Genomic DNA, 13,075 nt, shown 5'->3' with positions numbered 1-13,075 from the left:
GCACTCTTCTTTGATATAATGGCTATATAATTCAATTTACAGGAGCCGGATACATGAACAACGAGCGGCAGCCTCTATATATGCAAATCCAGAATTATTTCAAACGTCGGATAAACTCGGGGCAGCTGCAGGCCGGCGACCAAATTCCGACCGAGCGCGAGCTGATGGCGGCTTTCAGCGTCAGCCGCATTACGGTGGCGAACGCGCTGGCGCAGTTGGCCAAGGAAGGCTGGATCTATCGGGTTCCGGGGAAAGGCAGCTTTGTCGGCAAAGACGTCTCCAGCCTCGGCATCGCGCAGGAAACGGATCGGGGCAAGGAGGCGGACAACGCCGAAAAACCCGGCTATTCCCCGGCGCGGGGAGCCGAAGCTGCCGCATCGTCCGGGAAAACGATCGGGTTTATCGTGCCGTCGGTGAACGACTTTTTCGCGCTGCGCCTCATTCGGGGAATAAACGACGTGCTTCGCGGCACGCCCTACTTCTTGAATATCGTGCTGACGAACGAGTCCAAGGAGCGGGAGAGAGAAGCGATCGCCGAGCTGATCCGGATGGGAGCGGTCGGCCTGATCATTTTTCCGGTTGACGCCGAAGCCTATAATGAGGAAATTTTGGCGCTGAAGGTGAATCGGTTTCCGTTCGTGCTCATCGATCGTTACTTGCCTGGAGTGGAAACCCACTTCGTCTGCTCCGACAGCCGCAAAGGCGCGGAGCTCGCCGTCTCCCGCTTGTGGGAGCTCGGGCATCGCGACATCGCCGTCTGCTCGGATTCGCCCCTGCAGACAATTACGGTGCAGGACCGGATCGCAGGCTATATGGACGCCCTGAAGCAAAAAGGCGCCCTGATCAACCCCGCCCTGATGCTGACCGAATTTTCGATCGGCGCCCATGACGTGGAGCAGGGCGGCCATATGCTGCACCGCTACATCGGCAGCCGTCTGGCGACGGCTTATATTACGCTCAATTCCACGCTTGGGTCGCATATCGCGGCCATCGCGGCCAAGCTGAACATGAGCGTGCCCGGAGACCTCTCCATCGTCACCTTCGACGATCCGTCTCCAGGGCTGGACAACCGGGCGCGCTTCACGCATGTCGCTCAGTCCGAAGAAGAAATCGGCAAGCAGGCTACGCGTATTTTGCTCGACGCTCTGAACGAAGGCCCCGGCGAATATCGTCAAGTCGTGCTGGAGCCGTTCCTTGTCGAAGGAACTACGACCGGCCCGCCGTCCGCCCGTTAGCGCTCCAGCGAGTATCGCTGCACGCGATTGTTGTCCAGATCGGCCACGTATACGTTGCCTGAAGCATCCACTGCGATGTCGTGCGGAGTGCGCATCTGTCCGACGCCTTCGCCCCAGCTTCCCCAGCGGGCGACGACGCGTCCTTCGGCATCCAGCTTGACGATTCGGCTTCGCTCCCGGTCGCTGCCTCCGTCCAGCGCGTCCCCGCCGTCGACGGCGTACACGTATCCGTCAGCTCCGACCTCTACGCCGTACGGACGTCCAAGCTCCGGTCCGTCCCACGAAGCGAGCCACTCGCCGTCCGGGGACAGCACCTGGATGCGCGCGTTTTTGCGGTCGGCCACGTACAGCCGGCCTTGCCGATCCGCGCTCAGCCCGTGCGGCAAGTTGAACTGCCCGTCTCCGCTTCCGTCCGCGTTAAGCTGCCAGACCAGCTCTCCGTCCGCCGTGAACTTGGCCACCCGCTTGTTCCGATAGCCGTCCGCCACGATAAACTCTCCCTGCTCCGTCACGACGACGTCCGTCGGACGAGCGAACATCGCCTCCGGCTGCGGAACCGGCAGCCGCGGCAAGACGTTGCGCAGGCGCAGCATCGTCTCCATATAGAATGGGTACTGCTTCCCATACCTCCGCAGCACTTCCCCCTCCGCGCTCAGCTTGATCACTTCGTTAAGCTGAACGTCCGTCACCCAGACGCTGCCGTCCGCGGCGACCGTCAGGCCGTGCGGCGATTGGAACACGCCCGCTCCGAACTCGGCCAGCACTTCTCCGGACGCCGGGTCCAGCTTGACGATGGTCGGCTCGGGGATAATCTCGTCGTTATTGAAAGCATAGCCCGCCCGGTGCAAATAATAGAGATACCCCTGCGAATCGACGGCAACGCCGGAAGCCGCCCCCGCTCCCGACTGATCCGCTTCGGACAACGGCCACGTCACCGATGCCCGGTAGTCCGCCTCCTCGCCGGGCGCAAGCTCCGGCACTTCCTTGAGTACCGTCTCCGTCTTCCCGCCCGCCATGTAGACCGCCGCTCCCGCCAATGCGACCGCAACCGCGACCGCCGCGACTTTAAGCCGAACTCTGCTCCGTTTCCGCACCTATGCCGCCTCCGTCCAAAGGATTTACGCATTTTCAGTATAATCCTCTTGGCGGCGCGCGTCCCTCAACTGAAGGACGGGAAATTTCCCGGACTTAAGTCAGTCCGTTCTTGGAGTCCACGCTCAAGTACAAGTTCGTTTACGACCCCAGGCTCGTATACAAACCGAAAGCGTCCGCATCTTCCGCAGTGTCCCGCATCGTCACGTCCGCTCCGAGCGCCCGGAACGAAGCGGCGATATTCTCGTACCCGCGCTCGATATGGCGAACGCCCGCGATCGAAGTCGTTCCCTCCGCCGTCAGCGCGGCGACAAGCAGGCAGATGCCCGCGCGAACGTCGGAAGCGTGCACAAGCGTGCCGCGCAGCGGCGTCCCTCCCTTGATTCTCGCCACTCCGGACCGGACGTCGATGCGCGCTCCCATCCGGTTCAGCTGAGGCACATGCTGGTACCTCTTCGGATAGATCCGGTCCGCCACCAGGCTCGTGCCGGGAATCCGCGTCAGCAGAGCGGTAAGCGGCTGCTGCAGATCGGTCGGAAACCCGGGGTACATGGCCGTTCTTACCCGCGTCGGCCTGAGCCTGCCGGCGGCATAGGCCGTAACGGATTGGTCCCCCTCCTCCACTTCCATGCCGATTTCCCGCAGCTTCGCGATACAGGAGCCGAGATGCTCGGGAATGACGTCGTTCACCGTCACGATGCCGTTCGTCGCGCCCGCGGCAATGAGGAACGCGCCCGCGATCAGGCGGTCGGGAATGGCCGTGTACGTGCAGCCGCGCAAGTGGCCGACGCCTTCGATCGTAATCGTGTCGCTGCCCGCTCCCCTGATCTTGGCGCCCATCTTGATCAGCAATTGCGCGGTATCGACGACTTCCGGATCTCTGGCCGCCTGACGCAGCGTCGTTCGGCCCGTCGCTCTCGCCGCGGCCAGCATCGCATTGATCGTCGCTCCGGAAGAGATCGTGTCGAAGTAGATGTCCGCTCCCCGCAGGTTGGCGCATTCCACCTCGTAATAGTCGGTATGGAAGACGAACTTGGCCCCCATCGCCATCAGCGCTTTAATGTGCTGGTCGATCGGACGGCTGACGAAGTCGTCGCCTCCCGGATAGCCCATGCTGACTTTGCCGTGCTTGGCCAGCAGCGCTCCGATGAAATAATAAGCGGTGCGGAACGCGGAGGCGCGCGCCGGATCGACGACCGTGCTGCGAATGCCGCGCGGGTCGATCAGCACCGCGTTGTCCTCGTCGCGGTAAATGATCAATCCGATGTCCTCCCCGATCCGGGAGAAGACGTCGAGATCGGTAATTTTCGGTATTCCTCTTAATAGAACCGGCTCGTCCGACAAGCAAGCGGCGGCCATCAGGGCGAGCGAGCTGTTCTTGGACCCCGGAACGGACACGGCTCCGCCGAACGGCGAGCCGGGATTAACGACGATTTGTTTCATGCTGTTCTCCTCGCTTGTTGCAATTTGGGGAAGCTTGCCCCATAATTTTTCGTTATACGCGGTATAACCTTCTTCGGACTTATCTTAATTAGGAATGAGGTTAACGATAATGAAGCCCAACTCTTGCCTCGTAGTCATACGAGGATTCCCCTATGATGAAGGCTCGACGCTTCAGATCGCTCAGCCGAACGTGATCATCGGCCGCAAGGACGTCGGCTGGGAGCCGGACATCGGCTTCGAGAACGCCTACGTATCCCGCAAGCAAGCCGCGATACGCTGGGAGAGCGGCAGCTACTCCATTACCGATTTCGAGAGCAAGCACGGAACGGAAGTGAACGGCGTCAGGCTTGCTCCGTTCTCGCCGCATCCGCTGCAATCGTCGGATACGATCTCCTTCGCCAAAGGGATGGTTATTCTGACCTTCTCTACGAGCATGTGGGAGGAAACGCTGGATTTCGGTCCGGCGTCCCAGCTGTCTCCCTCGGCCGCCGGTTACGAGCTGGACCCGGTCAGACGGCAGCTTCATCTTCGCGATCTGAGCTACGCTTTCTCCGATAAGGAATACAAATGTCTGGAATTGCTGCTGGCCAAAGAGCGCCAGTTCGTTCCCAAGGAAGACATCATCCGGTATGTATGGCCGGAACGCTCGGAGGACGACCAGCTTCCGCCGGCCAGCCCCGAGGAGCTCAACTCCCTGCTGTATCGGATTCGCCGGAAGACGAACGCCGCGCTCTCGATCGAGAACATCCGCGGCAAAGGCTACATCCTGACGCTGTCCGATATCGCCGCGAAAATGATATAGCGGATCGCGTCGAGTCTTTCAGTGTTATCCTATTGAATCCGCATCCTCTCTTCAATAGACGAACAGTCACAACCGAATGACAGAAAGATGACGGAATCGGCAATCGGGGCCGCCGGTTCCGCGCCATCCCCTTGTCCCGGCCGGGAGCCTCTAGCTTGCCTCGTAAGGCTCGATATGAATGTGAATATGCGAAATATTGTGATCGGCCTTCATTCTCTCCTCGATTTTCTCCGTTATCGCATGGCTCTCTATCACGTTTAAGTATTTGTTCACATTAATGGTGACGTCGACGAGCACGTTGTTGCCGTGAACCCGCGCTTTAATATCTTTGACTCCTTTTACTCCGGGACTGTCGTAGATCGTCTTGCGAAGCTTGTTCAGCTCGGTCTCGTCGAAGCCGTCGGTCAGCGCGTGTGTGGCGTCTCTGAAAATGTGCCAAGCGGTCCGGCAGATGATAGCCGCGACGATGAGCGCCGTCACCGGGTCCAGCCAAGCGATTCCGAACTGCGAGCCGACGATTCCGGCGAACGCGCCTATGCTGACGAGGGCGTCGGACCGATTGTCCTGCGCCGCCGCCATCAGCGCCTGGCTGTTAATGCGCTTGGCCAGTCTGGCGTTGTACCGGTAGACGAAGAACATGGCCGCCGCGCACAGCAGCGCCGTCCATCCCGAGATCATATCCGGCGATTCCAGATTCGGCGCCGAAACTTTGGAGATCGCCTGGACGAACACCTGAACGCCCACCGCCATCATAATGAACGAAGCGACGAGCGCCGCCACCGTCTCCGCCCGGAAATGCCCGTACCGATGGTTGCGGTCCGGCGGCTTGCGCGATATTTTCAACCCGACAAGCACCGCGATCGAAGCGACGATATCCGTTGCGTTATTGAAACCGTCCGCCAGCAGCGCTTCCGAGCCCGATGCGTGGCCGACGGCGAGTTTTAACGCCGATAGAACGATGTAGGCGCAGATGCTTACCCAAGCGCCTTTCTCTCCCTGCTTAATGTCCTGATAAGCTTCCATGCGCGGTCCCCTCCTGACTCCAACGCATTAAGCATACCGAACGAACTTCGTGTGGGTCTAGAGAAACAGTGTTGCAGTCGAACCCAAGAGTAGAGGGAGAACAATTAAGCTTTCCGCGTCAAAATAAGTTGCCGCCAGGCAAGTCGAAGCCTGTCGGGCGCTCTCGGCGCCGATTATGCCAAAAAAAGGTTGTCCCGTAAGCACTTTAAGTTGCTCTAAAAAATGATCGACGATAAAGGTGCAAGGGGTATGTACCTCCTTCCGATGCTATACACTCCTGAAACCTGAATGGGTAAACCCGTGATAAGGTGGTTTCAGGAGCGTATGAGGCATTCTCCAGGAGGTACATACCCCTTCTTTGTCTATCGATCATCTCAAGCAACTCTGCTTATGGGACAACCTCTTTTTTAACCGACTCTTCATATTAAAATTAAGCAAACCGATAAGTCCAGAACCGTTCCGTACCGAACCGCTGCCGGATTTCCTCGTCGCTCAGCTGGTTCTTGCCCAGCAATTCGGCCGCTTGGAATTGCGAGCGGTGAGCCTGAATGGACGCCAGCTTCGATTCGAGAAACCGCGTTATGTCAACGACGATGTCCGGCTTGCCGATCGCTTGCTCGTGATTGTTGGCGAACGCGATACAGCGAACGGCCGGCCTGCGCGCCTCGGGAAGCCTCCCGATTGTGCGAACGACCGCAGCTCCGGTAGCGTCGTGATCGGGATGCACGCTGTAGCCCGGATAGAATGTATAAACCAGCTCCGGCTGGAGCTCGTCCAGAAGCGCTTGAATTTTCCCGTCCAGTTGCTCCTGGTCCTCGAATTCGATCGTCTTGTCATGGAAGCCCAGCAGGCGCAAATCCTGAATGCCGATCGCCTCGCAGGACTTCTCCAGCTCCTTCTTCCGGACGGCCGGCAGCGTGACGCGGTTGGCGAACGGCGGAATGCCCATATTCCGTCCCATCTCTCCGAGCGTCAGACAGGCGTACGTGATCTGCGCTCCTTCATCTACATGCTTGGCAAGCGCGCCCGACAACCCGAACGCCTCATCGTCGGGATGCGGCAATATGACCAATATACGGCGATTCATCTGCTTCATTCCTCTCCATGTCCAATTAAAAAGGCTCCCGACCGAGCTGCAGCGCGACAACCAGCTTGCCCTGGCTGTCATGGCCGGCCAGAATGAGCCGTTCCTGTTCCGACTCTTCGTAATGGGTCAGCCCTTCCGAATATACCCAACCTTGGGCCGTCTTCAGACCGACGCGGTACGGGCCTTCCCCGGATATCGAGCCTTGGCTGTATTTGACGGATGCATTCGTAATAAATGTCGCCGCCGGATGCTTGGAACTGTCGTAATGCGCCGCATAGGCGCCGCTCGTCATCTCCAGGTGGATGTAGAGCTCCTGGTCTCTAAGACGGTCAAGCCTCGTCTGTACGATCGATGGATCAATGAGTTGCATCTTTCTACCTCCGCTGAAGGTCAAGGATGAACTCATTTTAACACACTCGCGTCCCTGATCAACTATTAAAAGCGTCCCGATCGGAAAATTGAGGAAATCAGCCAGATGAGCATAAAAAACGCGATGCCCAACCCGATTTCGATGACCGGAATGCGCCACAGCAGCGTTTTGGAATGGCTCAGCGCCGCGCCGACGATCAAGCCGAGCATGACGATGCTAAGCGACAGCAGCACGATGCTGAACGACAGTCGATTCCCGATGCGGTCCATCTTGGCCATAATGGCTTCGATCTGCGGCGTCGCGACCTCGATCCGCAGCTTTCCTTGGCGGAGCAGACGCGACGCGTGCTTCAGATTGGACGGCAGCTCGCCGAGCAGATCGAGATAGTCGGGTATGTCCTCGGCCCAGCCGCTCAGCCAGTTCCGCGGGTTCAGCCGCTCCAGGAACAGCTTTTTCCCGAACGGCTCGGCGACGTCGAAAATGCTGAACGAAGGGTCAAGCGTCGTAACGACGCCCTCCATCGTCAGGAACGTTTTGCCGAGCAGCGTCAGCTCCTTGGGAATCGAAATGCGATGCCGCAGCGCCACGGAAAACAGATCGTGAACCGCTTCTCCGAGGTGAAGCCGATGGAACGGAACCTGGTAGTACTTCTCCCTCAGCTCTTCGATATCGGACAGCAGCCGCTCCCGATCCGCCTCGTCGGGCACGGCGCCCATGCGGGAAATGGCGCGCAGCACGCCTTTGGAGCTCTGGTTGCGCAGCGCGATGACGAAGGAAGCGAAGCTTCTCTTCGTCTCCGGCGACAAGCGGCCCATCATCCCGAAGTCGAGCCAGGCCAGCGTGCCGTCCGGCAGCGCCAGCACGTTGCCCGGATGCGGGTCCCCATGAAAAAAGCCTTCGACCAGCGCCTGCTGGAAAATCATCCGCGCATAACGCTCCGCCAGCTCCTTCCTGTTAAGTCCGGCGCGATCCAAGCGGCCAAGCTCGGACAGCTTGATCCCTTCGACGTAATCCATCGTCAGCACGCGGCTTGAGCTGAATTCCCGATGCACGGCCGGCACCCGCATCTTCTTCGCCCCTTGGTTCGCCTGCGCGAACCGCTCGGCATGCCTCGCTTCCTTGTCGAAATCCAGCTCGTCCCGCAGCGCGCGTCCCAACTCCTCCACCACATCGGTCAGCCGGTAGTTCCTCGCCCACTCCAACCGGCTCTCCGCAAGCCTGGCCCAATCCGCCAATATGCCAAGATCCGTTTCGATCAACCGCAGAATATTCGGGCGCTGCACTTTGACGACGACGTCCCGGCCGTCTTTCAGCCGGGCATGGTATACCTGCCCGATGGAAGCGGCCGCGATCGGCGTCTCGTACAAGCTTGAGAACAGTCGGTCCACGGAGTCCCCAAGCTCCTGCTCGATAATGGCCGACGCTTGCTCGTACGGGAACGCCGTCACCTGATCCTGGAGCCGTTCCAGCTCCCGCACGATGTCCGCGGGAAGCAGATCGGGCCGCGAGCTGGCAATCTGACCGAGCTTCACGAATGTCGGACCCAGCTCTTCCAGCAGCAAGCGAATGCGCTCGCCGAGGCTTTTGCCCTTGACGCCCCTTCGCTCCTCGCTGCGGAAAAACAGCAGCTTATCGGTCAGCCCCATGTCGTGCGCCACGTAGCCCAGCCCGTTCCGGGCAAGCGCCGAAGCGATCGAACGGTAGCGCCGCAGCCTTCGAATCCGTTGTCTCAGATTCATCCGCCGCCCCCGCCTTCCATTAATCCGCGCTCGTCCGCCGCTCCAACTCGTTCAGGCGTCCTTCCAGTTCGCTTAAGCGCCGTTCGAGGCGTTCGACGTCCTCCTTCGTCGCCAGTGTGCCGTCCCCCAGCAGCGCATGAATGCGGGTTCGCACGAGATCCTCCACTCGCGCCTTCGCCTCTTCCCCCTTGCGCACGAGCTCCTCCGTCAGCGAGCCCGACTCGGCCCGGCTTAGCTCCCCTTTTTTCACCAGCTCTTCGATCGTCCTTTCCACCTGCTCCTTGCCTGCTACGGCCAATCCCAATCCCAGCGACATCGCTTTGCCGATCGCGTCCTTCATGCTCCCCGCTCCTTCGTTAATGTTCGTTTAATTAACAGGTTGCGACAAAAGGAGCATTTTCATCCTTTACGGAACCGCAGTCGGTACATCCCGGCGATGAAGATCACGGTCAAGCACATGGCGATCAAAATGTGGCTGTACGTACTCGCTCCTCCCGCTTCCGCCGCCGTCCGATCCAGCACCTTGCCGATTACGCTCATCGACAGGGCTCCCGCTATGAAATTCAGCATCGCCAGCATTCCCATGCCAACCCCCGCCTGCTCCTTGGCGAGCGTGCGGGAAACCGTACCCGACATCGCGATCTGCAAGAACGTTTGACCGATCTGGCTGGCGATCAGGAACAGCGCGATCCAATGCGCCGCTTCGCCTACGAAGCCCGCGAGCAATCCGTAACCGAGCAGCAGAAGTCCCGACGCAAGCCCGACCAGAACCCCGTTGCCCCGCCGATCGGCCAGCTTTCCTCCTATCCGCCCCATCAAGGCCGAAGCGATGGCGGCCGGAAACAATACCGCTCCCACGCCGCCCGGAGACAAGTTGTTTAATGACGTTAAAAATTGCGGAGCCATAAACGTAACGGAAAAGTTCAGAGCCGCAGCCAGGAAAGCGATGAACAAGCCAGCCGAGAATCGGCCGTTGGCGAACAGCGCCGGAGGAACGAAAGGAACGGCCGTTTTGCGGATTCGCACGATGAACAATAGCAGCAATACGCTTCCCGCAACGATCATCTGCCACTTGCCTTGCGTAATGGCCAGCAAGTACGCAGCCGTCGCCGCGCCCAGCAAGCCGCCCCCGAGCCAGTCGATCCGTCCCGGCCGTCCTTTGTCGTCTCCCAAATACTTGCGGAACAGCGGCAGCGTCGCCAGCGACACGAGCGAGAACAGGAACAGCCATCTCCAGCTGCCCAGACCGGCGATCGCTCCGGCGACGACCGGGCCGAGCGCGCTGCCAAGCGCCAAGCCGACCGCCGTCGTGCCCAGCGCCCTCCCCCGCTTCTCCACGGGAAAATACCGAACCGGAACGATCATCGACGCGGCCGGCATTACGGCAGCTCCGGCGGCCTGCAGGATGCGCGCGGCAACGACTGTCGCGTACGTATCGGCCGCCATTCCGACAATCGACCCAAGTGCAAAAACAAGCATTCCGAACGTCAGCAAGCTCTTCAACGAATAATTGTCCGCCAGCTTGCCGTAGACGACCGATCCGACGGCATAGACGACCATATAGGAGGTCATCACCCAGCTGACTTGCGACGGGACAAGCGAGAACCGCTCGGCGATGACCGGCAGCGCCACATTAAACATCGTTCCATTCATCACCGAGAAAACAAGTGCGACCACGAGTACCCCCATTAACTTCTCGGCCCTTGCTTCTTCCGTTAACATTCCTTTTTCCGCAACGTCTGATTTCATTCCCATCTTCCTCCCCTGACTGCCCGTTAATTAGTGAGTATCCTCACTATATCTCTAGTTAGTGAGGATACACAGTAATTCATCGGGAGTCAAGCCGCCAATTGTAGGCAGCGGCAGGCTAAGGTTATACTGTAGGCATGAACGCTTCTTAAGGAAGCTGCAGGAGGTTCTATGTCCACTCAATCCGACGCTCGTACCGACGCGCATCCCGCTGTCCCTTCTCCGATAGACTCCCTTCATCTTCTGGTCAGGGCTACCCACGCGATGCAGCGAGAAATGGAAGGAGAGCTTGCCTCCCTCTCGATCCCTTACCCGATCTCGGCCCCGCGGCTGCGGGTTATGGAGGCTGTAGCCGAAACGGGAAGCATCCGCATGAAGGAGCTGGCGGAACGGCTGAACATTAAAGCGCGAACGGTAACCGACTTCGTTGACGCGCTGGAACGCGACGGGCTTCTGCTCAGAGCGCCCGATCCGACCGACGGCAGAGCGACGCTGATCCGGCTTACCGAGCTTGCCCGCGAGCATCTGAACGATGCGCTTGCCTATCAATCCCAAGCGGCTAATCGCATGCTCGCTAGCTTGTCGGACGAAGAGCGCGGCCATCTGTACCGGCTGCTGCTCAAGCTTACCGAAGGCAAGGATACGTCGAACATGTCCGGCCCGGCTCCCGGCGCCTGAAGGGAGCCGCCGTCAGATTCCCCTTCTCTCGACTTTGCCGCGCATGTCCGCCGCCAAGTCCGCCAAACCGAATTGCTGCTGCCCCTGCCGGCCGTACATGCGGACCTGAACCGTGCCGGCAGCCCATTCCGCGTCTCCGACGACCGCGACATAGGGGATTTTCATGAGCTGCGCCTCGCGGACGCGATAACCGAGCTTCTCGTTCCGGCAGTCCGTCTCCGCCCTTATTCCCGCGTCCTTCAGCACGCGGCACGCTTCCTCCGCATACGCCCCGTGACTGTCCGCCACCGGAATGACCACTGCTTGCACGGGAGCCAGCCATGCCGGAAACGTGCCAGCATAGTGCTCGATCAGAATTCCCATAAACCGGTCGATCGACCCGTACACGGCGCGGTGAATAACGATCGGCGCCTGCTTCTCGTTCCTCTCATCCACGTAAGCTAGACCGAATTTCTCCGGCATCTGAAAATCCAGTTGAACCGTCGCGCATTGATGGCTGCGATTCAGAGCGTCCTTAATGTGAAAATCGATTTTCGGACCGTAGAACGCGCCGTCTCCCGGGTTGATCCGGTAGGGCAGGCCGCTGTTCTCCAGCACCTTGGCCAGCGCCGCTTCGGCTTCAGCCCACTGCTCGTCGCTGCCCATGGAATCGTCCGGCCGCGTCGACAGTTCCAGGCTGTACTCAAAGCCGAACAGGCCGTACATCTCCTGAATCATCGCGATCGCCCGCCCGATCTCCGCCTCGATCTGATCCGGACGGACGAAAATGTGCGCGTCATCCTGGCAGAACGTACGAACCCGGAACAAGCCGTTCAACGCTCCGCTGTATTCGTGCCGATGCACCTGTCCGAATTCGGCCAGCCGAATCGGCAGATCCCGGTACGAACGCAGCCTGCTCTTGTAAATCAGCATGTGCCCTGGACAATTCATCGGCTTAACGGCGAATTGATGACCGTCCAGCTCCGAGAAATACATATTGTCCCGATAATGCTCCCAATGCCCCGACTGCTCCCACATTTGCCTGTTCATGATAAGCGGCGTACGGACTTCCTCGTATTCGTATTTTCGCAAAAACTCCCTCGACAGGTTCTCCAGTTCCTGCCGCACGACCGCCCCCTTCGGCAAGTAAAACGGCATGCCCGGAGCCTCCTCCGAGAAATGAATGAGCTCGAGCTGCTTGCCCAGCTTGCGATGGTCGCGCCGCGAAGCCTCCTCCTGCCAGACGAGATACTGCTTCAGCTCCGACTCGCTCGCGAACGCCGCCCCGTAGACGCGCTGCAGCATCGGATTGCCGCTGTCTCCCCTCCAGTAAGCTCCCGCCACGCTAAGCAGCTTGAACACCGGCGCGTCCATCCCGGCTTCCCGCGCGCAGCCGTCCGGGTATACATCGGCAAACTCCCCCCTCCAGAATACCGGCACCGGATCTAGTTCCGCTTCCTCCCGCAGCCATTCCGCCTTCCAGCTTTCCCCCTTCGCTTCGAACAGCTCCGCCGCCTCCGCCCTCGGCATCCATTCCAGCTTCGCCGGAATCCTATCAGCCGCCAGCTTCCGCATCTCCTCCTCGACGCCGGCCAGATCCGATTCCGCGAACGCGCCCGGCACTTCGAAATCGTAGTAGAACCCCTGCTCCGACACAGCCCCGACTCCCAGCTTGACTCCCTCGAACTTTCCTTGCACCGCTTGTGCCAACAGCATGGCCGCGCTTGCTTTTGCTTGCTCCTGCTTGGAATTGCACATCGTCCAGCATCTCCTTTTTATTTTGGTAAGCGTCAAACCCTACCCACCTTCGTTCTTTGCAGCAACCATGAGATAATCCTCCTCAGAATCAATTCGGGGGAGGATATTTTATGGCCAGAG

Annotated in this window: 12 protein-coding genes; 3 read left to right on the top strand and 9 right to left on the bottom strand. The window is 59.5% G+C overall.

Annotated elements, in window-relative coordinates; translation table 11 throughout:
* Positions 1-53 precede the first annotated feature (53 nt).
* A complete protein-coding gene (locus tag B0G52_RS17180) occupies positions 54-1,235 on the top strand; it encodes a GntR family transcriptional regulator (RefSeq protein ID WP_094046520.1) in 1,182 nt (393 codons plus the stop codon).
* Here the strand turns inward: B0G52_RS17180 and B0G52_RS17175 are convergent.
* The gene (locus B0G52_RS17175; protein WP_094046518.1) at positions 1,232-2,329 is read right to left on the bottom strand and encodes a peptidyl-alpha-hydroxyglycine alpha-amidating lyase family protein; all 1,098 of its coding nucleotides are present in this window, start codon (positions 2,327-2,329) and stop codon (positions 1,232-1,234) included. The two genes, B0G52_RS17180 and B0G52_RS17175, sit on opposite strands and share 4 nt — an antisense overlap.
* A 139-nt stretch (positions 2,330-2,468) precedes the next feature.
* Positions 2,469-3,770, bottom strand: a complete 1,302-nt coding sequence (murA, locus tag B0G52_RS17170; protein WP_094046516.1) for a UDP-N-acetylglucosamine 1-carboxyvinyltransferase — start codon at positions 3,768-3,770, stop codon at positions 2,469-2,471.
* A 109-nt stretch (positions 3,771-3,879) separates the two neighbouring features.
* On the opposite strand from murA, the gene B0G52_RS17165 reads away from it, so the two are divergent.
* Positions 3,880-4,572: an FHA domain-containing protein gene (locus B0G52_RS17165; RefSeq protein WP_158223748.1), complete on the top strand. Its 693-nt coding sequence runs from the start codon at positions 3,880-3,882 to the stop codon at positions 4,570-4,572.
* A 150-nt stretch (positions 4,573-4,722) separates the two neighbouring features.
* On the opposite strand, the gene B0G52_RS17160 is transcribed toward B0G52_RS17165, so the two are convergent.
* From B0G52_RS17160 to B0G52_RS17135, 6 genes are all read right to left on the bottom strand, one after another.
* The gene (locus B0G52_RS17160; protein WP_094046512.1) at positions 4,723-5,595 is read right to left on the bottom strand and encodes a cation diffusion facilitator family transporter; all 873 of its coding nucleotides are present in this window, start codon (positions 5,593-5,595) and stop codon (positions 4,723-4,725) included.
* A 430-nt stretch (positions 5,596-6,025) separates the two neighbouring features.
* Positions 6,026-6,682, bottom strand: coding sequence for a bacillithiol biosynthesis deacetylase BshB2 (gene bshB2 / locus B0G52_RS17155; protein WP_094046822.1), 657 nt, complete (start codon positions 6,680-6,682; stop codon positions 6,026-6,028).
* A gap of 25 nt (positions 6,683-6,707) precedes the next feature.
* Positions 6,708-7,052, bottom strand: coding sequence for a YojF family protein (locus B0G52_RS17150; RefSeq protein WP_094046510.1), 345 nt, complete (start codon positions 7,050-7,052; stop codon positions 6,708-6,710).
* A 65-nt stretch (positions 7,053-7,117) separates the two neighbouring features.
* Positions 7,118-8,791 carry an ABC1 kinase family protein gene (locus tag B0G52_RS17145; protein WP_094046508.1) on the bottom strand — a complete coding sequence of 558 codons (1,674 nt, stop codon included), beginning with the start codon at positions 8,789-8,791 and terminating at the stop codon, positions 7,118-7,120.
* Positions 8,792-8,810: 19 nt separating this feature from the next.
* Complete coding sequence (locus tag B0G52_RS17140) at positions 8,811-9,131, bottom strand: phasin family protein (protein WP_094046506.1); 321 nt, start codon at positions 9,129-9,131, stop codon at positions 8,811-8,813.
* Positions 9,132-9,190: 59 nt separating this feature from the next.
* Positions 9,191-10,540, bottom strand: a complete 1,350-nt coding sequence (locus tag B0G52_RS17135; protein ID WP_369827077.1) for an MFS transporter — start codon at positions 10,538-10,540, stop codon at positions 9,191-9,193.
* A gap of 171 nt (positions 10,541-10,711) precedes the next feature.
* Here B0G52_RS17135 and B0G52_RS17130 point away from each other — a divergent pair, with 171 nt between their 5' ends.
* Complete coding sequence (locus B0G52_RS17130) at positions 10,712-11,218, top strand: MarR family winged helix-turn-helix transcriptional regulator (protein WP_094046504.1); 507 nt, start codon at positions 10,712-10,714, stop codon at positions 11,216-11,218.
* Between the two features lie 12 nt (positions 11,219-11,230).
* On the opposite strand, the gene thrS is transcribed toward B0G52_RS17130, so the two are convergent.
* A complete protein-coding gene (gene thrS, locus B0G52_RS17125; RefSeq protein ID WP_094046502.1) occupies positions 11,231-12,955 on the bottom strand; it encodes a threonine--tRNA ligase in 1,725 nt (574 codons plus the stop codon).
* Between the last annotated feature and the right edge of the window lie 120 nt (positions 12,956-13,075).

The organism is Cohnella sp. SGD-V74, assembly GCF_003001675.1.
Lineage (GTDB): Bacteria > Bacillota > Bacilli > Paenibacillales > Paenibacillaceae > Cohnella.
The sequence above is the reverse complement of the archived record's forward strand: the minus strand, read 5'-3'. Positions and strand labels throughout refer to the sequence as shown.

Excerpts from the sequence above, each read along its gene's own strand:
- B0G52_RS17165 (WP_158223748.1), top strand. The coding sequence starts at position 3,880 with ATGAAGCCCAACTCTTGCCTCGTAGTCATACGAGGATTCCCCTATGAT.
- B0G52_RS17135 (WP_369827077.1), bottom strand. The coding sequence starts at position 10,540 with ATGAAATCAGACGTTGCGGAAAAAGGAATGTTAACGGAAGAAGCAAGG.
- bshB2 (WP_094046822.1), bottom strand. The coding sequence starts at position 6,682 with ATGAATCGCCGTATATTGGTCATATTGCCGCATCCCGACGATGAGGCG.
- B0G52_RS17145 (WP_094046508.1), bottom strand. The coding sequence starts at position 8,791 with ATGAATCTGAGACAACGGATTCGAAGGCTGCGGCGCTACCGTTCGATC.
- murA (WP_094046516.1), bottom strand. The coding sequence starts at position 3,770 with ATGAAACAAATCGTCGTTAATCCCGGCTCGCCGTTCGGCGGAGCCGTG.
- B0G52_RS17140 (WP_094046506.1), bottom strand. The coding sequence starts at position 9,131 with ATGAAGGACGCGATCGGCAAAGCGATGTCGCTGGGATTGGGATTGGCC.
- B0G52_RS17160 (WP_094046512.1), bottom strand. The coding sequence starts at position 5,595 with ATGGAAGCTTATCAGGACATTAAGCAGGGAGAGAAAGGCGCTTGGGTA.
- thrS (WP_094046502.1), bottom strand. The coding sequence starts at position 12,955 with ATGTGCAATTCCAAGCAGGAGCAAGCAAAAGCAAGCGCGGCCATGCTG.
- B0G52_RS17150 (WP_094046510.1), bottom strand. The coding sequence starts at position 7,052 with ATGCAACTCATTGATCCATCGATCGTACAGACGAGGCTTGACCGTCTT.
- B0G52_RS17130 (WP_094046504.1), top strand. The coding sequence starts at position 10,712 with ATGTCCACTCAATCCGACGCTCGTACCGACGCGCATCCCGCTGTCCCT.
- B0G52_RS17180 (WP_094046520.1), top strand. The coding sequence starts at position 54 with ATGAACAACGAGCGGCAGCCTCTATATATGCAAATCCAGAATTATTTC.